Annotated in this window: 21 protein-coding genes; 3 read left to right on the forward strand and 18 right to left on the reverse strand. The window is 39.4% G+C overall.

The annotated features are described in order from the left end of the window. Positions 1–317 precede the first annotated feature (317 nt). From metF to OCV67_RS13650, 5 genes are all read right to left on the reverse strand, one after another. Complete coding sequence (gene metF, locus OCV67_RS08990; protein WP_147643655.1) at positions 318–1193, reverse strand: methylenetetrahydrofolate reductase [NAD(P)H]; 876 nt, start codon at positions 1191–1193, stop codon at positions 318–320. Beyond that, the gene (gene metE / locus OCV67_RS08995; RefSeq protein WP_147643656.1) at positions 1180–3450 is read right to left on the reverse strand and encodes a 5-methyltetrahydropteroyltriglutamate--homocysteine S-methyltransferase; all 2271 of its coding nucleotides are present in this window, start codon (positions 3448–3450) and stop codon (positions 1180–1182) included. Before metE ends, metF begins: the two co-directional genes overlap by 14 nt. Positions 3451–3584: 134 nt before the next feature. Further along, entirely contained in the window at positions 3585–4496 is a 912-nt protein-coding gene (locus OCV67_RS09000; protein ID WP_147643657.1) for a LysR family transcriptional regulator, read from the reverse strand. Positions 4497–4603: 107 nt separating this feature from the next. Next, entirely contained in the window at positions 4604–5152 is a 549-nt protein-coding gene (locus tag OCV67_RS09005) for an acetylglutamate kinase (protein WP_262644466.1), read from the reverse strand. A 198-nt stretch (positions 5153–5350) separates the two neighbouring features. Beyond that, positions 5351–6637, reverse strand: a complete 1287-nt coding sequence (locus OCV67_RS13650) for a peptidoglycan DD-metalloendopeptidase family protein (RefSeq protein WP_147643659.1) — start codon at positions 6635–6637, stop codon at positions 5351–5353. A gap of 225 nt (positions 6638–6862) precedes the next feature. On the opposite strand from OCV67_RS13650, the gene OCV67_RS09015 reads away from it, so the two are divergent. The 3 genes from OCV67_RS09015 (at position 6863) to OCV67_RS09025 (ending at position 8202) form a co-directional block, all read left to right on the forward strand. Then, positions 6863–7033 (forward strand): hypothetical protein, encoded by a 171-nt coding sequence (locus tag OCV67_RS09015; protein ID WP_178085070.1) that lies wholly within the window; start codon positions 6863–6865, stop codon positions 7031–7033. A 175-nt stretch (positions 7034–7208) separates the two neighbouring features. Then, positions 7209–7781 carry a DUF3793 family protein gene (locus tag OCV67_RS09020; RefSeq protein ID WP_262644468.1) on the forward strand — a complete coding sequence of 191 codons (573 nt, stop codon included), beginning with the start codon at positions 7209–7211 and terminating at the stop codon, positions 7779–7781. 13 nt (positions 7782–7794) lie between these two features. Then, positions 7795–8202: a flavodoxin gene (locus OCV67_RS09025; RefSeq protein WP_147643660.1), complete on the forward strand. Its 408-nt coding sequence runs from the start codon at positions 7795–7797 to the stop codon at positions 8200–8202. A 42-nt stretch (positions 8203–8244) separates the two neighbouring features. On the opposite strand, the gene OCV67_RS09030 is transcribed toward OCV67_RS09025, so the two are convergent. The 13 genes from OCV67_RS09030 to OCV67_RS09090 form a co-directional block, all read right to left on the reverse strand. Continuing rightward, complete coding sequence (locus OCV67_RS09030; RefSeq protein ID WP_147643661.1) at positions 8245–8697, reverse strand: hypothetical protein; 453 nt, start codon at positions 8695–8697, stop codon at positions 8245–8247. A 23-nt stretch (positions 8698–8720) separates the two neighbouring features. Further along, complete coding sequence (gene upp, locus OCV67_RS09035) at positions 8721–9347, reverse strand: uracil phosphoribosyltransferase (protein ID WP_147643662.1); 627 nt, start codon at positions 9345–9347, stop codon at positions 8721–8723. A gap of 14 nt (positions 9348–9361) precedes the next feature. Further along, entirely contained in the window at positions 9362–9799 is a 438-nt protein-coding gene (gene rpiB / locus OCV67_RS09040) for a ribose 5-phosphate isomerase B (protein ID WP_147643695.1), read from the reverse strand. A 78-nt stretch (positions 9800–9877) separates the two neighbouring features. After that, on the reverse strand, positions 9878–10552 hold the full coding sequence (tsaB, locus tag OCV67_RS09045; protein ID WP_178085071.1) for a tRNA (adenosine(37)-N6)-threonylcarbamoyltransferase complex dimerization subunit type 1 TsaB: 675 nt from the start codon (positions 10550–10552) through the stop codon (positions 9878–9880). Then, the gene (tsaE, locus tag OCV67_RS09050; protein WP_147643664.1) at positions 10539–10979 is read right to left on the reverse strand and encodes a tRNA (adenosine(37)-N6)-threonylcarbamoyltransferase complex ATPase subunit type 1 TsaE; all 441 of its coding nucleotides are present in this window, start codon (positions 10977–10979) and stop codon (positions 10539–10541) included. The genes tsaB and tsaE overlap by 14 nt, the downstream gene beginning before the upstream one ends. 22 nt (positions 10980–11001) lie before the next feature. Beyond that, complete coding sequence (locus tag OCV67_RS09055) at positions 11002–11166, reverse strand: hypothetical protein (RefSeq protein ID WP_178085072.1); 165 nt, start codon at positions 11164–11166, stop codon at positions 11002–11004. A gap of 1 nt (position 11167) precedes the next feature. Then, entirely contained in the window at positions 11168–12838 is a 1671-nt protein-coding gene (locus tag OCV67_RS09060; protein ID WP_147643665.1) for a formate--tetrahydrofolate ligase, read from the reverse strand. A 131-nt stretch (positions 12839–12969) separates the two neighbouring features. After that, the gene (locus OCV67_RS09065; protein ID WP_262644469.1) at positions 12970–13893 is read right to left on the reverse strand and encodes a DUF368 domain-containing protein; all 924 of its coding nucleotides are present in this window, start codon (positions 13891–13893) and stop codon (positions 12970–12972) included. A gap of 208 nt (positions 13894–14101) precedes the next feature. Then, on the reverse strand, positions 14102–14272 hold the full coding sequence (locus OCV67_RS09070; RefSeq protein ID WP_178085073.1) for a hypothetical protein: 171 nt from the start codon (positions 14270–14272) through the stop codon (positions 14102–14104). Next, complete coding sequence (locus OCV67_RS09075) at positions 14269–16146, reverse strand: heavy metal translocating P-type ATPase (RefSeq protein ID WP_147643666.1); 1878 nt, start codon at positions 16144–16146, stop codon at positions 14269–14271. Before OCV67_RS09075 ends, OCV67_RS09070 begins: the two co-directional genes overlap by 4 nt. 139 nt (positions 16147–16285) lie before the next feature. Further along, entirely contained in the window at positions 16286–16561 is a 276-nt protein-coding gene (locus OCV67_RS09080) for a metal-sensing transcriptional repressor (protein ID WP_147643667.1), read from the reverse strand. 128 nt (positions 16562–16689) lie between these two features. After that, a complete protein-coding gene (locus tag OCV67_RS09085; RefSeq protein ID WP_147643668.1) occupies positions 16690–18426 on the reverse strand; it encodes an ABC transporter ATP-binding protein in 1737 nt (578 codons plus the stop codon). Further along, positions 18419–20194 carry an ABC transporter ATP-binding protein gene (locus OCV67_RS09090; RefSeq protein WP_147643669.1) on the reverse strand — a complete coding sequence of 592 codons (1776 nt, stop codon included), beginning with the start codon at positions 20192–20194 and terminating at the stop codon, positions 18419–18421. Before OCV67_RS09090 ends, OCV67_RS09085 begins: the two co-directional genes overlap by 8 nt. Positions 20195–20329 lie beyond the last annotated feature (135 nt).

Consider the following 20329-nt stretch of genomic DNA (forward strand, 5'->3'; position numbering starts at 1 on the left):
GTATTAAAATACAACTGCCTGCCTTTTGTCCCTTTTATATGAATATTTAACCCTATTATTGCAACTTTTATATCACTTTTATCTGCAAATTTCCATTTCGTACTAATCGTCTCACCATAGACAGTAATTGTCATATATGTATCCATAGCAAAAAATGACTTCCCCTGAGATTCTTTCTTCAGACTCCAATTCATCACGACCTGAGTATAGAAAGATAGAGTAGCAAAATGGATCAAGCACTATCAAAAACAAGAAAACTCGCTAATTTTATTAAGGCTATGTTTTTTATTGTTATCCCGCCGACCATTTTCAAACAATCAGTTTTCACTTATTGTCTTAATCCTTAAACTATGTATTGCCTCATAAATTTTACGGGCAATATATGGATTATTCATCGTATAAAGATGTATTCCATCAACGCCCTGTGTTATCAAATCAACTATTTGATCTATCGCATAGGCGATACCTGCGTCCCTCATAGCAATTGGATTATTTTCATAGCGTTCCATCATTGCCGCAAATTTTTTCGGAACTGAAGCACCGCAAAGAGAAGTCATTCTTTCAATTTGCCTTTTATTGACTACCGGCATTATGCCTGCTTCTATGGGTACATTAATACCTGCTAACTGACAACGCTCTCTGAATGAATAAAAATAATCGTTATTGAAAAACAGTTGTGATATCAAGTGGTCTGCTCCTGACTCAACTTTGATCTTAAGATTCTGAATGTCCTCAATTATATCTTTTGCTTCAATATGTCCTTCAGGATAACAGGCGGCAATTATATTAAAATCTCCCTGTGATCTAATGTAGGAAATAAGGTCGGATGCGTATTTAAAATCTCCCTGTACATAATTATCATTGGGGATATCGCCTCGCAAAGCCAATATGTTTTCTATACCTCGTTCCTTCAATTCTTGAAGCTTATCGGAAACATCTTCTTTTGTCAGTCCGATACAAGGAAGATGAGCAACACTCTCAATGCCTAGGCTTTTGACTGCTGATGCAATCTTAAAGGTTTCGTTATTGTTTTTTCCGCCGCCTGCACCGTATGTTACACTGATAAAATCCGGCGACAGCTTTTTTAATTCGTTAAGCGTATCATAAATCGTTTTAACAGGAGCTGTCGGCTTAGGCGGAAACACCTCATATGACAAAACGATCTTTTTCTTAAATAACTCAGATATTTTCATTTCTCATTTCTCTCGCTGCCTGCACAAGATTTTTAAGACTTGCGGCAGTTTCGGATACTCCTCTCGTTTTCAGTCCGCAGTCAGGGTTTACCCAAAGCTTATCAGGACTGATCTTTTCAAGCATTTTATATAATGCAGATTTTATTTCGCTGACAGACGGTACCCTCGGAGAATGAATATCATATACGCCGGGACCAACTTCTGTCTTAAAATTATTTTCTTTCAGGGAATCAAGTATCAGCAAATCGGAACGGGAGGCTTCAAATGTAATAACATCTGCGTCCATATCATCGATCGCCTTTATAATATCTGTAAACTCACTGTAGCACATATGTGTGTGTATTTGTGTTTCCGGCTTTACTCCGCTGTGTACCAGACGGAATGCGGGAATAGCCCAATCAAGATATTCACAGTACCAATCGCTTTTTCTAAGCGGCAATTTTTCACGCAGAGCCGCTTCGTCCACCTGAATAATACGGATACCGTTCTTTTCTAAGTCCAAAACCTCGTCACGGATTGCAAGTGCTATCTGATATGTACTTTCTTTTAAAGAAATATCTTCACGAGGAAAAGACCAGTTCAGTATCGTTACAGGACCTGTCAGCATTCCCTTCATCGGCTTTTCAGTAAGACTTTGAGCATAAACAGACCAATCAACAGTCATTGGCTTACTTCTGGAAACATCTCCCCAGATTATCGGCGGTTTAACGCATCGTGTTCCGTATGATTGCACCCAGGCTTTTTCGGTAAATAAATATCCCTTTAACTGCTCTCCGAAATACTCCACCATATCGTTTCTTTCAAATTCACCATGAACAAGTACATCAAGTCCTGTTTCTTCCTGTTCCTTAACACACTCAGCAATCTTATTACGGTTAAATTCAATGTATTCTTCCTCACTGATCTCGCCTTTTCTAAGAGAAGCACGATTTGCCTTTACATCGGCAGTCTGCGGAAATGAACCGATTGTTGTTGTCGGGAAGGCAGGGAGATTAAATTCTTTTTTCTGTATTTCTTCTCTGACAGTAAATTCAGGAAACCTTGTAAAATCTTTTTCTCCGATTTTTGAAACTCGTTCCTGTACAGCGGGATCGCAGCAATCAGGTCTGTTTTCAAAAAGTGCAGCATTTGACTGAAAAACAGCTTCGTTATTATAGTCACATTCTGACAAAGCTTTAAGCTCGGCAAGCTCAATAAGCTTTTCTTCTGCAAAAGCAATATGCTCAGCATACTTCTTCGGCAGTTTAGATTCATTTTTCAGTGTATACGGTACATGAAGCAATGAGCATGAAGTTCCGATTACTGTTTCAATGCCTTTTTCTTTGAGACTGTCAAGCACTGCAAGCGTCTTTTTATAATTATTCTTCCAAATGTTCTTACCGTTTACAACTCCCGCAAAAAGAATCTTATCATTTGCAAAACCGTTTTTCTCTATAATTTCAACAGTTTTCTTTCCCTCGGTAAAATCAAGTCCTATTCCGTCAAAATCAAGTGCAAGAATATTATTATAACAGTCACGAACATCTCCGAAATAAGTCTGCACAAGTATCTTAACACCTTGCTTTGCAGTTAGAATCTCTTTATAAAGCTTTTCAAACAATACAATGTCTGATTCCGTTAGATCATGTACCAAATACGGTTCGTCAAACTGTATCCATTCAGCGTCAAGCTTATTGAATTCTGCAAGCAGTTCAGAATATACTTTGATAACAGAATCCGAATAATCCTCAGCCGTTTTGTTTCCTGTATATCTAAGAAGCTTTAAAAAGGTGAACGCACCGATTATAACCGGTTTTGTCTGCACACCCAGCGCTTTCGCTTCTTCAAATTCGTCAAACGGCTTTGTACCGGCAAGTTTGATTTCGATACTGTCATCAATTTCAGGAACCATATAATGATAATTAGTATTAAACCATTTTTTCATTGCCAGTGCTTTTACATCTCCTGCCTCTCCCTGATATCCTCTTGCCATAGCAAAATATGTATCAAGAGCTGACAATCCCAAAGAGGAGTAGCGGCTGGGTACTATATTAAATAAAACCGCCGTATCCAGCATATTGTCGTAGAATGAAAAATCATTTGACGGAATAAAATCCAGTCCTGAATTCTTTTGAAGCAACCACTGTAATTTTCTGATTTCCTTTGCCGTATTTTTAAGTTCTTCAGCAGAAATCTCTTTTCTGAAATATTTTTCAGTGGCAAATTTCAGTTCTCTTAAAGAACCTACTCTCGGATAACCTATTATTGAAGTACGCATATTTTTATCTCCTGACATTCAATTTATTTTCCAGGAACAGCAAAAAGCCTTTCCGTTACTTACTGATTACAGTATAGCATAGAAAGGCTGTTATGCGTTAATACTTCTTTTCAATAGTCAGTCATAGAATAAATCTATGACTGATATTCTGAAATATAGTTTTTCAGATGTTCCAGATATCGCTTACTGACAGCATTCAACGGTCTGTCCATAGGAGAAATATATCCTACTTCCATAGTTTCATTACTCTCAAGCGGAATAGATACAATATTTGTACCATTCAAATCACTGCTCAGAATCCCTGAAGATATCGTATAGCCGTTTAATCCAATCAAAAGATTGAAAAGAGTTGCACGGTCAGTAACAATAATACTTTGAGGACTTTCTTCAGTACTGTGAAGTTCTTCGGAATAGTAAAAAGAATTATTTATACCCTGTTCATAAGTCAGTCTCGGAAATGCCTTCAGATCATCAAGGGTAACAGTATTTTTTTCTGCCAGAGGATTTTCACTGCTTACAAAAACATGAGGCCTTGCCATAAACAATGATGTATATTTTAAATCGGCATTCTGCAAAATCCGTAAAATCACTTCTCGGTTAAAGTTGCTTAAAAACAATATGCCGAGTTCACTTCGTGATGTTCTTACATCTTCAATAATATCATGCGTTCTTGACTCACGCAATGTAAATTCATATTTGTTTTTGCCATATTCCTTTACCAGTGCTACAAAGGCATTTACTACAAATGCATAATGCTGAGATGATACTGCAAAAACACGGCGGACAGTATCTTTCTGCTTATACTGCTGTTCTAAAAGCTCCGCCTGTTCCATAACCTGTCTTGCATATGACAGAAATTTTGAGCCGTCCTCGGATAAATACACTCCTCTATTATTACGATAAAATATCGTAATGCCCATTTCCTTTTCAAGTTCTGACACTGATTTGGATAGACTGGGCTGTGCCACAAGAAGCTTTCCTGCCGCAGAAGTAATCGAACCGCACTCTGCTATCGTTATAATATATTTTAATTGCTGTAATGTCATACCATTTTCATTCCCATATCCATTTATTAAGTTAAGTATACCACAGAAAGCCTTTATAATCAAGTAACACCCACAATTAAAGAGCCGCACTGCGGCTCAACGAATTATTAATTATGACAAAATTGCTTCACTATACCGCAAGCCATATAATCACCCATTTTAAGTGCTTCCTTTTCTATAGATTCAAAAATTTCTATGTCCTTCGGATATTCTTTTTTCAGTCTTAACCCTGCTTCTTTTTCTGTCATACTTAAATGACTGTACATCATATCCCGCCATTTCTGCTCACACCAATAAGGATTGATAACTGCTAAAAACTCTGCAATATTGTCCGCATTGGCATACCATTTTTTGCGCAGATCATCGGCTTTTGATGTATTCATATTCTTATCGGCATTTACAAGATCGCCTGCAATCTGCAAATGTTCAGTCAACAATTTTTTAAACTCGTCTGCTTTTTTCTCACTGTAAAATAATTTAAGAACTTCAGCGAAATCTCCCGGATTTTCTAACAGTCTGTTTGTAACATACTTTAGATCCTGAAGTTTTTCCGCAGTACTGATTATAAAAAAGCGAGTCCAATAAACATGCTGAGACCATAATTTGCGCATAATATTGATGATTTCCTGATGATTGTATAAACATGATTTTCTCATATACATTCTCCTTGCATTGTAATTTTCAGCTATATATCATCATATGTCAATGAGTTTTTATCGGTTACCTTACGCCGCTAGGATTCAGACTCAGCGGATCATTAAATAACGCATATAAAATTATGATCCTATGAGTTTTTTAATTAAAAAAGCAGACGCTTTAACTTTAGCGTCTGCTTTTGTTTAATCTGCAACTTTTTATTTAGAATTTACAGTATATGAAACTGATAAAGGATCTATTCTTGTAGTAGAATTTGAATAAACTTCAAAATGAAGATGTGCTCCGGTTGAATGTCCTGTCGATCCTACTGTTGCTATGTTCTGACCATTATAGACATACTGATTTACTGAAACATTTATTGTGGAACAATGGGCATATCTGGTTTTTGTTCCATCATCATGCTGAATTACAACATAGTTTCCGTATCCTCCGCCGCAGCCGCATGAATAATTTTTACCATAATTATGTGTACATGAAGTACAGACCTCTATTACCTTGCCTGCCTTTACCGCAATAATCGGCTTACCTGAAATTCCCGAAGAAGATATGTCAATTCCATTGTGCATTGTTCCGTTTCTTAAACCATAAGAACTTGTTATATTGGTGTAACCGGGAACTGGCCAGTCATACAGCTTATCGTTAGTCCATAATGTATTGAGAAAACCATATTTATTTTGGTTACATTTACGTATTTCAAGTTTTCCATTATCTGTAAGTATTAGCTTATACACATATCCGGACTGTGCTCCTACCGCTGTTTTAGAATACCATATTGCTTTATTGGCGCTGTCATATATAACTAAATTACCATCCTGCTGCATTTTTACAGTTACACCTTTGGTTGCCCTTAACGGTGAATCTGAAACAAAAGTTCTACTGTTCCATATTGGCTTTACAGATGTTGATATATCATATATAACAAAATTTCCGTCTGACTGCATTTGCGCCTTATACTTACCATTAGGAGAAAGCATGGTATCCCCTGCATTTAAGTTATTATGATAGCTTATCTGACTTGTATTGTTCCATATTAAAGCGCTTGAATTTTTAGTATTAATTATGTCAAGTCTGCCTGAATCATTTAAGCGAAGCTGATATTTATAGCCTGAAACTGCTCCTTTACATGTTTGGGACGCCCAGACTGCTGTTTTAGAAGAACCGTTCTGTCCGTAAATTACAAAATTTCCGTCTGTCTGCATTGTAGCAAAATATGAAGAAAATGCAGAAGTGTTGGTTGCAGAACACCATATAGCTTTACCGCTTTTGTAAATAACGAAATTTCCATCCCCTTGCATTACTGCTTTACAATTACCATTAGGAGAAAGAAGATAATTTCCTGCGCTTATCACTTTACCGCCGTCTATTACACTGCCTAATGATGAAGCTGCATTTACAGTAGCATTTCCAAATACCGAAAAAAACGAAAATAATACAACAAATGCAATTATTAAACTTAAAAGTTTATTGTTTTTTATTTTTGTCATAAAATCACCTCAAATAATTAAAATAAATAATCATGATTATTTATTAATTATATATGATTAAAAAATAAATGTCAACTATTTCCATATAATTTGTTATTATAATAAATTCTTTTCCCCAAAAAACACTAAAAATAATAATTTTCGACAAGGTCAATAGAAAAAAATCCGGTAGGTTTTCGGATTTTTTTCAGCATTTCCGCACAAGCTAAACATGAGGTGAAAAAAATGAAATTTGCAAATTTACAAGAACTGATACAGACAAGCAGTTCTTCCAGAATGTATCTATTGTCCCTGCCTGTGGATATTCAATTGCAGCTGCATGAACAAAACAATTTCATACACAGTTTGTACGAGCTGCATACAAATGCGGAATATCTGATGAAATACAGAACATGACTACTCTGATTTATCAAAGCTTTTTTAAAAACTGCTTGACATAGAGGATTTTTCATGATATACTATAAATGTTAGTTAGCAATAACTTACATAGGTATATTGTGAAAAATCCAATTTTGAGGATCGTTTTCCAACAACAAGTTTGCAATAGCTAACTCAGAAAAGAGGTGTTTAATTGTCTTTATCAGAATCTATGCAATTTGAAAAGAAGCTGGCTTTCTTCACCGCGCCGTCACTGCTTGGCATAAAATGTGCTAATTTAATTTCCCTAAACAAAACAGATTATGATTTACCGATACATCTGGAACGATTTAACCGCAAGACAGCATCGAAAGGGCTACAGCTAAAAATCTTGTGTACTTGTCAAAACCGTACGTTGGTTTTACTCTATAACGAGACTTTACTGGAGCGCCAGCTATCAGGCGAGGAACAGAAAGCAATTTTGCAGAAATACGGTTATCCTGAAACGCCATCGTTGGAATCCAAATTAAACAGACTGGCGGAACGAATCCGGCATGAATCACAATTTCCCCACGAAATCGGCATATTTCTTGGCTATCCTACAGAAGATGTCATTGGTTTTATGGAAAACAAGGGGGAAAATTACAAGCTCTGCGGCTATTGGAAAGTATACGGCAATGCTGAAAAAGCAAAGCGTACTTTTGAAAATTATGATAAGTGCAGAATGTTTCTGTGCAATAAATTGAATCAGGGTTATAATCTTTATCAGGCTCTGAAAATTTCTTGAGGAGGATATTTATATGAAAACAGCAGTTATTTATTGGAGCGGTACAGGTAACACAGAACAGATGGCATCTGCAATCGCAGAAGGCGCTGGTGCGGAGTTATTTACCATTTCGGAATTCAACGGCGACATAGCGGCATATGACAGAATCGCATTCGGCTGCCCCGCCATGGGTGATGAAGTTCTGGAAGAATCAGACTTTGAACCGTTTTTCTCCGATGTTGAAGGTTCACTGAACGGAAAGACAGTTGCCCTGTTTGGCTCATATGGCTGGGGCGACGGACAGTGGATGCGTAACTGGGAGGAACGTGTCAAGGCAGACGGTGCGGTTATTGTAAACGGCGAAGGATTAATTGTAAATGAAACGCCTTCTGATGATGATCTGGAATTGTGCAAATCGCTTGGTGCAAAGCTTGCGGAATAAAATTACATATAAAAAAAGCGGAGTTTTAAATACTCCGCTTTTTTATTTTGATTTATAAACAATATAAATATACCCTATTAAATAAACAGTATAACATAATCCAATAATTACTGCCAATGAAATAGGCAGTTTTTTTAAAGCAGATCTATTTTCTTCTATTTCATAATCTGTTACCGAAGAATCTGAATTATAGTAAACTGTCAAAAAATCGCCTTTTGATAAATTTTTAACTTTATTTGTCCTAAACTGCTTTTCTTGCAGAGTACCGCTTTGATCATAGTAAGAATAATATACTCTATAAACAAGATTTTCCGAATCAGATATATTTTCAAGACGAGTTATAGTTCCGGTAGCTGTAAATGAATTTTCAAATATTTTCCTATGCTTTTTACGTTTTACAGAAAGCATAATATACGAAGGAATACCGCCTAAAACAATAACAAGCAAAGCCGTCAAAACTATCAAAAAAATTATTACTTTTATGCTTTCATTCATTAATGCAACTCCCGAATTAACTTCTATTTAGTACCAAAAATTCTGTCGCCAGCATCACCCATACCGGGAACAATATACTTATTTTCATTAAGTCCCTGATCCTTTACACCGCAATAAATGTCAACGTCCGGATGAGCGGAAGTAAGACGCTCAATACCTTCCGGAGAAGCTATAATACACATAAATTTGATGTTTTTTACTCCGGCTTTTTTTAATTCATCAATAGCATACACTGCGGTATTGCCTGTTGCAAGCATAGGATCAACTATAATTACATCTCTTTCGGAAATATCATCAGGAAGCTTACAATAATACTGAACAGCATTATGTTCGTCATTTCTGAAAATACCTATATGACCTATTTTGGCAGCCGGAACAAGATTTGTAACGCCGTCAAGCATACCAAGACCCGCTCTGAGAATAGGTACAAATGCAAGCTTTCTGCCGGAAATAATTTTAGTTTTAGCCACTGCTACAGGGGTCGCTATATCCACTTCTTTAAGCGGAAGATCTCTTGTTGCTTCATAACAGATAAGCATAGCCGTTTCTGAAGTCAGTTCCCTGAATTCCTTAACACCTGTATTTTTATCCCTCAATAATGAAATTTTATGCTGAATCAACGGATGTTCTATTAAATGCAGTCCTGCCATAAAAGTCACTCCTTTTAATTATTATTTTCAATTTCATGAATTAAATCTAATCTTCTTTGATGGCGTCCGCCCTCGAATTCCGTTTCCAAAAAGACATCGGCAAGTTCAAGAGCAAGTCCTACGCCGATTGTTCTTGCACCTATACACATAACATTTGCGTCATTATGAAGTCTTGTATATTTAGCTGAAAAATAATCTGAGCATAATGCTGCACGTATGCCATGTATTTTATTTGCAGATATGGACATACCAATTCCGGTTCCGCATATAAGAATTCCCTTATCACACTTTTTATTTAAAATATTTTCAGCGACTGCTTTTGCAATAATCGGATAATCGCATGACTCTCCGTTACAGCCCAGATCCATAATTTCATAACCCTTTTCAGTCAGATGACTTATTACTTCCTGTTTCAGTTCATAACCTGCATGATCACAGCCAACAGCTATCATTTCATTCTCCAATCCGCCGCCTTTTACAGCGGCATTTTATAAAACATAGTAAAATTATATCACAGAATAACGTTAAAATCAACAGTGCCCAGACTTAATTAAATCTTTTTCAGCCTTTACAAGCTGCAAATAGCTTGCTTCAATTTCATCAGCAGTCTGAGGAGTATGGTGCAAGGCTGCAATACAAATACCACTGCCGCTTTGCAGTCTCAGGTGAACAGGAGACAAAACATACTTTGCATTTTTAAACTCATCGCAGAAAACTTCCGCACCGTCTCCTGTTATCATTACTGATTCATTGATCTCACTAAGAATACCGTCCAATTCAGTCATTGAAATAATTTTTTCATCAGTACATCTGACAAGCTTATCCTTATCGGTTCTGTACAAAGCTGTATAAACAAGGTCTTTTCTTGCCTTCATAACTGGACAGATATATCCTATGAAACCGCAGTTATATGCCAGTCCTTCAAGAGACGACACCGCATAACACGGAATATCCAGTGCAAAAGACATTGCCTTAACAGCCGCTATGCCTATTCTGATTCCGGTATAAGAACCCGGACCGGAAGATACGGATATGTCTGTAAGCTGTGACAGTTCCCTACCGCAGTCACTCATAATTTTTTTTACCATCGGCAGAATAACCTGAGAATGAGTTTTTGAAGTATAGACAGAAGTCTGCCCAAGCATTATGCCGTCTTCATACAGCGCTGCGGACGCAGTTTTTCCTGACGTATCAATTCCCAGCATCAGCAAAGCGTTCATCTCCTTTTATATTTATATTTCTTATATTTTCATCAACACGTTCAATGTCAATAAATATTGTATTTTCAGGCAGTTCATCGGATATATTTTCTGACCATTCAATTGCAAATATACTTTCCTCTATAGGATAGTCATAAAAACCGGTAGTTTCCAAATCGTCTGCACTCATAATACGATACATATCAAAATGATATAGAGAACATTTTTCTCCCCTGTATTCATTTACCAATGAAAAAGTAGGAGAAACTACATTATCCTCCAGTCCCATACCAATTGCCAGACCTCTGGTAAATGTAGTTTTACCTGCACCAAGTCCTCCCGTATAGGCAATAATATCGCCTTTTTTTAACATTTTTCCTATTTGTACGGCAAATTCAATAGTCTCTTCTGCACTGAATGTTGTCTTTTTCATTTATATCTTCCTTTAAGAGTTTTCATATCAACAAACGGCAAATATGATAAATCATATAAATCATAACAAGAATTACAAGTACAATTACAAACCTTTTAAAAAATACTTCATTTTTATCAGATTTATTTTCTTCAGTTTTTTCCTGCTCATCTGGATTAACTTCCGTTTTTTCTTCTTCACTAATCATATCAAAACAATCCTGTAATATTTCCGTTTTTGTCACAATCAATATTCAAAGCTGCCGGTTTTTTGGGAAGTCCCGGCATAGTCATTATATCGCCTGTAAGAGCTACCACAAATCCTGCGCCAGACGATACTTTTAAATCACGCACAGTGATCTTAAAGTTTTCCGGTTTTCCGAGCTTTGCCGGATCGTCAGACAATGAATACTGAGTTTTAGCAACACATACAGGAATATTATCAAATCCCAGACTGATAATTTCCTTTAAATCCTTTTCAGCTTTTGCAGTAAAATTAACTCCATCAGCACGGTAAATCTCTTTTGCGATTATATCAAGCTTTTCTTTTATAGAAAGCTTTTCATCATAAATAGGTTTAAAATCGGATTTTTTGCTTTCAATTGTCTGACAGACCTTATCAGCAAGATCTTTTCCGCCTTCTCCGCCCTTCGCAAAGATTTCTGTCATGGAAACTTCTACTCCCATACCCTTGCAGAATTCTTCAATTATTTTAACCTCGGCATCTGTATCGGTATGAAAACGATTTATAGCTACAACAACAGGTACTCCGAATTTCTGCATATTTTCAATATGCACCTGAAGATTTACAATTCCATTTTTAAGTGCTTGAGTATTTTCGATCTGTAAATCAGATTTTGCCACTCCGCCGTTGTATTTCAAAGCTCGTATCGTAGCAACCAACACTACGCAATCCGGTTTCAGATCTGCAAAACGGCATTTAATATCAAAGAACTTTTCCGCACCCAAATCAGAACCGAATCCAGCTTCTGTAATACAGTAATCACCCAGCTTTAAAGCAAGCTTAGTAGCTCTTACAGAATTACACCCATGAGCAATATTTGCAAAAGGACCTCCATGAATAAAAGCAGGAGTATTCTCCAGAGTTTGTACAAGGTTAGGCTTAAGCGCGTCCTTAAGCAGAGCAGTCATAGCACCCTGAACATTTAAATCATCGGCATATATAGGTTCTCCGGAATAATTATATCCAATCAAAATATTACTGATCCTCTTTTTCAAATCATCAAGATCAGCAGCAAGACAAAGTATAGCCATAATTTCAGAAGCTACTGTAATCTGAAAACTGTCTTCTCTCGGAATACCGTTTATTTTACCGCCCATACCAATTACAATATTTCTCAGTGCACGGTCATTCATGTCAAGACATCTCTTAAAAAGGATTCTTCTCTGATCAATTTGCAGTTCATTTCCCTGCTGCATATGGTTATCAATTGCCGCACATAAAAGATTATTTGCTGCTGTAATGGCATGCATATCCCCAGTAAAATGCAGATTTATATCTTCCATAGGAACGACTTGAGAATAACCGCCTCCGGCTGCTCCGCCCTTTATACCAAAAACCGGACCTAAAGAAGGTTCTCTAAGTGCCAATACCGCATTCCTGCCTGTTTTATTCATTGCCTGTGCCAAACCAACGCTGACGGTTGTTTTACCTTCTCCTGCCGGAGTAGGATTAATAGCAGTAACAAGTATAAGCTTACCGTCTTTTTTATCTGCCAATTTAGTATACAGCTGCTCCGAAAGCTTAGCCTTATATTTTCCGTAGAGTTCCACATCATCCGGATCAATTCCCAAATTCTGAGCTATATCCATAATCGGCTTCATTTGAGCCTTGTGAGCAATTTCGATATCACTTAACATAACCGTATCATCATTATCAGTCCGGCTGACAATGATTCTCCTTTCATTTTTAATAAAATATAATTTTATTATAACATTTTATCTTACGAAATGCAAGCAAAAGGGACGCATTAAGCGTCCCTTAAATTCAATTATTCTGATATTTCTTCACTTTTTTCAGAAGATAGTGCTCTATTTTTACTTCCGGCAAAATGCTTAATTAATTGAAGTCCTCCGATTACTGCACCGCCAATTAGAAAAAACACAATACTAAACGAATCAAATGTCATTGCATCTTTTGGAGTATCAAGTGATTCCGGTCCTTTTACCACAGCGAAAAGCGAACCTATCATAAGTCCGATAATAGCATAAACGGTCTGTGAATGAAAATGCTCCAATGCCGCTTTTACAAGTTTAATTATTACAACAATACCAAAGAGTATACCAATTCCCACTGCAATTACAATAGGTAAACCATTAAAATTAAAATGAAGTAAATCTTTAATTGAATTCATTACCGGCATATAAATACCAAAAATCAAAAGCATAGTAGAACCTGATATACCCGGAAGAACCATTGCGGAAATTGCTATCATACCTACAAACGCTATATAAAGAAGCTGTACAAAGTTAACTGAACCGTCCGAAACCATTCCCCCATCTGACGGATTAGCCATTGTTATAACAGCAACGAGCGCCACACCAAGCAAAAGAAAAATCACGTTGTAAAACTTTTTAAGTGATTCCTTTTCTTCATAAACAATCAAAGGAATCGAAAAAACAATAAAGCCTATAAATAGCGAGCTTACTTGATATATATGTGATTCAAATACACTTGTCAATATCAATACTGCCGCAACAAATCCTACAATCCATCCTATTCCGAGCTTTAAAAGAAACTTAACAGATTTTTTTATGTTATTTTTTCTTTCCGACTTATCTCCTTTAGCTGTAAGAAATGAATTAAGCGAATTAATAAATTCTTCATAATATCCTAAAAGATAAGCTATTGTACCTCCGGAAACTCCGGGCACACTGTCTGCAAGAGCCATAAGAAGTCCGCAAATATATATCATTATTTTTTACAGTTACTTTATAATAAGTAACATTCTCCTTCCTTTTTTCATTTTATGATACAAATTATAACATATGATAAAATTCAAGTCAATCATTTTATTTAAATTTTACATAAAATCATAATAAGACTTGCAGTGCTTATGAAGCTGATCATATATACGGTATTTATCGTCTTGCAATTGCAGGTTTGACACATGGGATAGATACCTATAGAACAGCCAGCCTGATAATGCAAAACAATGTGATGATCCCCCCTGCTCCTATTGTAATGCCATATATCTTACGCGATTCCCTGTCAGTTTTTTCTTTAATGAATGTAAAAATTCCTGCGCCCAAAATTAATATTCCAATAATCAACCCAATAATATTATAAATCATCTCTTTTTCCTCCACTTTAATAAAAATGCCGAATTAATAATGACAAGAACAGAACCTGCGTTATGCACCAATGCACCGACAACGGGACTTAATATCCCCGTAATTGCAAGGGTAATGGCCGCAAAGTTCAGGATCATTGAAAAAGTAAGATTCCATTTGATCGTAGTCATCATCCTTTTCGAAAGCGAAAGCAAATGGGGCAGCTCTCCTACCTTATCATCCACCAGTGCAATGTCTGCCGCATCCACAGCAATATCACTCCCGATACCTCCCATTGCAATCCCGACATCAGCCATCTTTAACGCAGGAGCATCATTCACTCCATCGCCTATCATGCAGACAGATTTTCCGTTTTTCCGGCAGCCATCAATATACTGCAACTTATCCTCCGGCAGGCATCCCGCATACACTTCCCCTATACGTAGTTTTCTCGCCATATGCTGCGCTGCATTTTCATTATCTCCTGTCAGCAGTACAGGCTCCGCACCAAACTGCTTTATTTTTTCAATGGTTTCCATGCTCTCTTTCCTGAGCGTATCAGATAAAATAACGTAACCGATATGCTCTTTTCCAGCGGCAATACAGATAATAGTACTGCCTTCCTGCAAATAAGTCCGGATATCCTCACTGCGAGCAACCGTGATTCCTTCATTTTTCAAAAATCCCTCTTTTCCCACAAGAATTTTTCTGCCGTCCAGCATAGCGGAAACACCATTTCCCGGAATCATCTGAAAATCTTCCGCCTGAAGGAATGGCAGTGTTAGTCTCTGCTGGTAGGAGGACACAATTGCTTTCCCCAACGGATGCTCGGAAAGTCTTTCTGCGGATGCGGCAAGTCGATAAACCTCATTTTCGCTAAAATTTTCCGAGATACTCTTGACAGAAATTACGCACGGGTTCCCACAGGTAAGCGTACCTGTTTTGTCAAATGCAATTATCCTGACTCCGGCAAGTCTCTCTAACGCATCCCCTTCCTTCACAAGGAAACCATGCTTTGTTGCGTTTCCGATTGCCGCCATGATTGCTGTTGGCGTGGCAAGAACCAGTGCACAGGGACAGAATACAACCAGTATCGTAACTGCACGGATTATCTCACCCGTAATCAATCCTGTAATCAGTGCCGCCGACAAGGCAATAACTACAATCCATGTCGCCCACCGGTCAGCAAGACTCACAATTTTTGCCTTGCCTGCATTGGCAGACTGAACAAGCTTTATCATCCTTTGGATGGAACTGTCTTCCCCAACCTTTACTGCCTCCATGTCAAAAGCGCCGAACTGGTTGACTGTCCCACTGGAAACCTCATCACCCTCTTTCTTATCTACAGGCATAGATTCCCCCGTCATAACTGCCTGGTTTATTGAAGTCTGCCCGGAACGGATCACCCCGTCCACAGGAATTGTCTCGCCGGGAAGTACCCGCAGGATATCTCCGACACGCACTCTTTCCGCCGGAATCGTTTCTTCCTTCCCGTTTTTGATCACCCGTGCCGTCTGTGGCGTCAAACGAACCAGTTTTTCAATCCCCGCCCTTGCCTTTGCAACCGTCAGATCCTCAAGCAGTGCCCCAAGCTGCATAATAAAGACAACTTCGCCGGCGGCAAAATCTTCGCCGATACAAAGGGAAGCAATCAGGGCAATTGACACAAGCACATCCGCCTTAATGTCAAAAGCAGTGACAAGCCCGATAACCGCTTCCAGGATAATCGGTATCCCGCACAGAATAACCGAAATCCAAGCTGCGTCAAATGGTAAAGGTACAAGGTCGAATATACTGACAAGCAAAGCCACCCCTGATACGGCAAGCAAGGCAATATCCTTCTTTATGCCTCCTGCTTCCAGAATTTCCTCTATCCTCTTCATAAATCTTTTCATAATAGCACTCCTTTATATACCTATGGGGGTATGTGTATATTATACATATAGGGGTATTGGTATGTCAAGTAGTTAAAATGAAAACAGTCGAATTGACTGTTTTCTTTTTAACTGCCGTCTGTTGCTTTGTGTATTTTGTCTATTTCATATTGGCGAACCGTTCTACTGCTTTCGTAAAACTTTCGATGGTTTTCTCTGCATCCCCGTTTTCAATCCCATCACGTACACAGTGTTTGATATGTCCTTCCAATACAACCTGTCCACACTTGTGCAGGGCAGATTTCGCCGCATTGATCTGCGACAGGACATCCTCACATGGAACATCTTCATCTACCATACGGTCAATCGCCTGAATTTGACCAATAATCTTCGCCAGTCTGCGGTGCAGGTTCTCAGCATCCATACATTGTCTCATGTTTTCACCTCCATATACCATAAGAGGTATATGTATATTATATCTGTTACCGGTTTAATTGTCAAGTTCACGCCTTTATCTTCACACGGTTATTCCCATCCCTAAAAGCAAACCAAACACCGTCCTTATTACTCCATCGCCCAATTCTGGCTTTGCGTCTGGAGCTTCACCATGCGGGCATAAATACCGTTCTTTTTTAGAAGCATATCGGAATTGCCCTGCTCTGCCACAGTACCGTCCGAGAGAACGACGATCTTATCCGCTCCCGCAACAGTACGCATACGGTGAGCAATGATCATGACTGTCTTGTCTTGAATCAGCCTTGACAGGGATTCTTGGATCAGCGTTTCATTTTCAACGTCAAGACTTGCTGTCGCTTCATCCAGCAGGATGATCGGGGCATTCTTTAAAAATGCCCTCGCAATAGAGATACGCTGGCGTTCCCCACCTGACAGTTCGCAGCCATTCTCTCCAATCATGGTATCCCACTTATCTGGGAGTTTCTCCACAAATCCATCCACATTTGCAAGCCTTGCCGCCTCAAGCACCTCCGCATCGGATGCATCTTTCCGTCCCAGGCGGATATTCTCCATGACCGTATTGTTAAACAGCGTGACATCCTGAAATACGATGGAATACAGCGACATCAATGCCTCAGGATCGATTTTCGAGATATCCATGCCGCCTACCGTGATCTTTCCTTTCTGGATATCCCAGAACCTTGAGGCAAGACGGGAAACTGTTGTTTTTCCGCCGCCGGAAGGTCCTACCAATGCAGTGACTTCCCCCTGCCTTGCGGTAAAGGATATATCTCTTAATACCGTTTCCCCGCTGTTATAGGAAAATCCTACATGGTCAAAGGTAATGTCATAACCTTTGTTTGTCAGTTTATCTGTACCTTTTTGTTCAGGGTGGCTTAATATCTCGTCCATACGTTTGCACTGTATATTCTTCATCATGATAATGGCGCTTAAATTATCCAGTGCTGCAGTCAGCGGATCATAGACACGGGAAACCAGAATCATAAAAGCAAAGAATGTCAACAGGGTGATTTTCCCCTCCGCCAGCAACGTGCCGCCCGCCAGTACGGTGGTGGCAATCCCCAGCTTCAATATCATACGCCCTGATGTGTTGAATACTGCATTGGTAAGCTCTCCTATCACCGTATATTTTTCAACGGCTTTGATTTTTTTATCCAGCCCTTTTAAGTAGTCTTCTTCCGCATTGTTTGCCTTCAAATCACGCAGCGTTTCCAGACACTCCTGTATACCGTCCGAACACGCAATGGACACCTGCGAAATTTTCTCCTGCCTGATACGCATAATGCCCGAAGTGGCAATTATGATGCCGAAAGAAACGGGCAGTACCCAAAGCGCAGCAATCGCCATACGCCAGTCAAAAATAAAAATACCGACAGCTATCAGAAGCGTTGAAATTACGGAGCCTACAAATTCCGGAACCCAGTGAGATAATCCGCTCTCCAATGATGCACAGTCCGCCATAAGCACAGTAGTTAAGTCAGACAGATCCCTCTTTCCAAAAAATGACATAGGAATTTTACGCAGCTTCTCCGCAAGAGACAGCCTGCGCACACCGCTCTCAACATAGGTGGCAAAAAAAGTGGCGTTGTACTGGATATAGCAGGTCAGCATGATCAGTCCAAGAGCTATGGCAAGACCTACGATGTAAAAGGTGCTTTTCCCGTGCGGGATACCACCATCCAACAGGTCGCTGATGAGGTTATATAAAAGTACTACCGGAACCATTAGGGAAAGATTATGCAGGATGCAGGCAAAAAACGCCTTTACCATATCTTTCGCACCTTGATCAGAAAGGGCAAATGTGTGTTTTAATTTCTCAAGCATTTGAAACACCTACCTTCCATTTTGCAGCCTTGTTGTACTGCTCCCACATTTTGGCATACAGACCATCTCTGTTCTTAAGCTCGTCATGTGTGCCGCAGTCTGCTACACGTCCGTCCTTTACGACGATAATCCTGTCCGCACCGGTAACGGTGGAGAGCCTGTGTGCAATCATCAGCACGGTCTTTCCCTTTGCAAGAACATTAAACGCTGCCTGCACCTTCGCCTCATTGTCCGGGTCGGCAAAAGCGGTTGCTTCGTCCAGTATTAGAATCGGTGAGTTTTTCAGCATCACTCTTGCAATGGAAATACGCTGCTGCTCTCCGCCTGACAGGTACACACCTTTTGCTCCCACGACCGTATCCACGCCATTCGGCAGCTTTTCAAGAATATCGTCGCACTGTGCATCATGAAGAGTTTTTAAGACTTCCTCACGGGAAGCGTCCGGCTTTGCCATCCGCACATTGTCCAGGATAGAGATTTTCAGGAGTCTGGAATCCTGAAAAACAAAGGATACCGTGTCCATAAGTTCCTCTTTGGATATATCTTTGACATTTACTCCACCGACCTTCACGCTGCCGCCTGTCACGTCCCAGAACCTTGCCACGATACTTGCAAGGGTAGTCTTACCCCCACCTGACGGTCCTACAAATGCAACGTGTTCGCCGGCTTTGATGGTAAGAGAAATATCATTAAGTGCGTTTCTGTCTGCATCCTTATACCGGAAAGAAACCTCCGAAAGCTCCACAGAATTGTCTTTCGGTTTTTTTGAATGTTCCGCTTCCGGCAGCGGCTGCATTTCCAAAATGCTGTCGATGCGGGACATGGAATCCGCCACAATCAGCTTGTTTTCACTGGCATACATGATTTTTGTCAGCGTCAGTGTAATGACTGGCGTGATGATGATATAGTACATCAAGTTCAGCAAGAATTCGTTCGTCACGCCATCCGATGTCATTACCAGCGCCGCCGCAATCAGTACGGCAAAAATTCCATTCACCAGCGTAGTATAGCACATCATTGGGAAACGCAGGTCTTTCGTATAGGCGATCACCCACTTCTCATAATTGTCAATGGATTCTTTAAACTGCTTAAAAGAGAACACCGACTGCCCGAAGGTCTTAACCACCGATATTCCCCTCACATACTCCACTGCCTCGCCCGCCATCTGTCCCAGGGCATTGTTGTATTCCTCCATTTTCTTTGCCATGCGTTTGCCTGTCATGACGCTCATAATGATAAATGCCGCCACAACAGGCAGAAGGCTTAAAAGCCCCAGACGCCAGTCGAAAACAAGCAGAAGAATGAGCAGTCCCACAGGCGTGGCGAGCGCATTCGCCTTGTCGGGAAGCTGGTGGGCAAGATAGGTTTCCGTTGCCGCACTGGACTCATAGACAGTCTTTCTGGCCTTGCCGCTGCCCATACTGTCCATGAACCCCATAGGCAGTGTCACGATGTGGTGCATTGCTTTCATACGAACATTTGCCTGTACACGGAAAGCCGCCAGATGTGAACAAATCAGTGCCGCAACATAAATCAAAATCGCAGCTACCGCAGACAGCACCGCCATCCAGCCGTTATGAGTAAGATTCTGTGCGTCTCCATAATTCGGAGATACGTCCAGAATCTCCCTAATCACCTTCCAGATATACACGAACGGAAGCAGCGCCACCAAAGCGCTGATTGCACTTAAAATCCATGACGCTATGGTAAGGTACTTGTAACCACCGGCATAATCCAGAAGCCGCTTTAAATTGGATTCTTTTTTCAAAGCTAAAACCTCCTTGTGAAATTTTTATGATAAAGGAAACGCTGCAGTCATTTCCGGTTACCCGTATAAAATATAGGTTAGTTATCGCTAACTTATAGAGAAAATATAATAGAAAGACGCAATGCGTACTTTCTA

The organism is Porcipelethomonas ammoniilytica (assembly GCF_025567485.1).
GTDB lineage: Bacteria > Bacillota > Clostridia > Oscillospirales > Ruminococcaceae > Porcipelethomonas > Porcipelethomonas ammoniilytica.

Bases quoted from the DNA above. Each gene is read 5' to 3' on its own strand.
- OCV67_RS09025 (WP_147643660.1), top strand. From the start codon at position 7,795: ATGAAAACAGCAGTTATTTATTGGAGCGGTACAGGTAACACAGAACAG.
- OCV67_RS09055 (WP_178085072.1), bottom strand. From the start codon at position 11,166: ATGATTAGTGAAGAAGAAAAAACGGAAGTTAATCCAGATGAGCAGGAA.
- OCV67_RS09085 (WP_147643668.1), bottom strand. From the start codon at position 18,426: ATGCTTGAGAAATTAAAACACACATTTGCCCTTTCTGATCAAGGTGCG.
- OCV67_RS09075 (WP_147643666.1), bottom strand. From the start codon at position 16,146: ATGAAAAGATTTATGAAGAGGATAGAGGAAATTCTGGAAGCAGGAGGC.
- tsaB (WP_178085071.1), bottom strand. From the start codon at position 10,552: ATGCTGGGAATTGATACGTCAGGAAAAACTGCGTCCGCAGCGCTGTAT.
- metE (WP_147643656.1), bottom strand. From the start codon at position 3,450: ATGCGTACTTCAATAATAGGTTATCCGAGAGTAGGTTCTTTAAGAGAA.
- OCV67_RS09015 (WP_178085070.1), top strand. From the start codon at position 6,863: ATGAAATTTGCAAATTTACAAGAACTGATACAGACAAGCAGTTCTTCC.
- upp (WP_147643662.1), bottom strand. From the start codon at position 9,347: ATGGCAGGACTGCATTTAATAGAACATCCGTTGATTCAGCATAAAATT.
- OCV67_RS09000 (WP_147643657.1), bottom strand. From the start codon at position 4,496: ATGACATTACAGCAATTAAAATATATTATAACGATAGCAGAGTGCGGT.
- OCV67_RS09080 (WP_147643667.1), bottom strand. From the start codon at position 16,561: ATGAGACAATGTATGGATGCTGAGAACCTGCACCGCAGACTGGCGAAG.
- tsaE (WP_147643664.1), bottom strand. From the start codon at position 10,979: ATGAAAAAGACAACATTCAGTGCAGAAGAGACTATTGAATTTGCCGTA.
- OCV67_RS13650 (WP_147643659.1), bottom strand. From the start codon at position 6,637: ATGACAAAAATAAAAAACAATAAACTTTTAAGTTTAATAATTGCATTT.
- metF (WP_147643655.1), bottom strand. From the start codon at position 1,193: ATGAAAATATCTGAGTTATTTAAGAAAAAGATCGTTTTGTCATATGAG.
- rpiB (WP_147643695.1), bottom strand. From the start codon at position 9,799: ATGATAGCTGTTGGCTGTGATCATGCAGGTTATGAACTGAAACAGGAA.
- OCV67_RS09005 (WP_262644466.1), bottom strand. From the start codon at position 5,152: ATGAGAAAATCATGTTTATACAATCATCAGGAAATCATCAATATTATG.
- OCV67_RS09030 (WP_147643661.1), bottom strand. From the start codon at position 8,697: ATGAATGAAAGCATAAAAGTAATAATTTTTTTGATAGTTTTGACGGCT.
- OCV67_RS09060 (WP_147643665.1), bottom strand. From the start codon at position 12,838: ATGTTAAGTGATATCGAAATTGCTCACAAGGCTCAAATGAAGCCGATT.
- OCV67_RS09070 (WP_178085073.1), bottom strand. From the start codon at position 14,272: ATGATTTATAATATTATTGGGTTGATTATTGGAATATTAATTTTGGGC.
- OCV67_RS09065 (WP_262644469.1), bottom strand. From the start codon at position 13,893: ATGATATATATTTGCGGACTTCTTATGGCTCTTGCAGACAGTGTGCCC.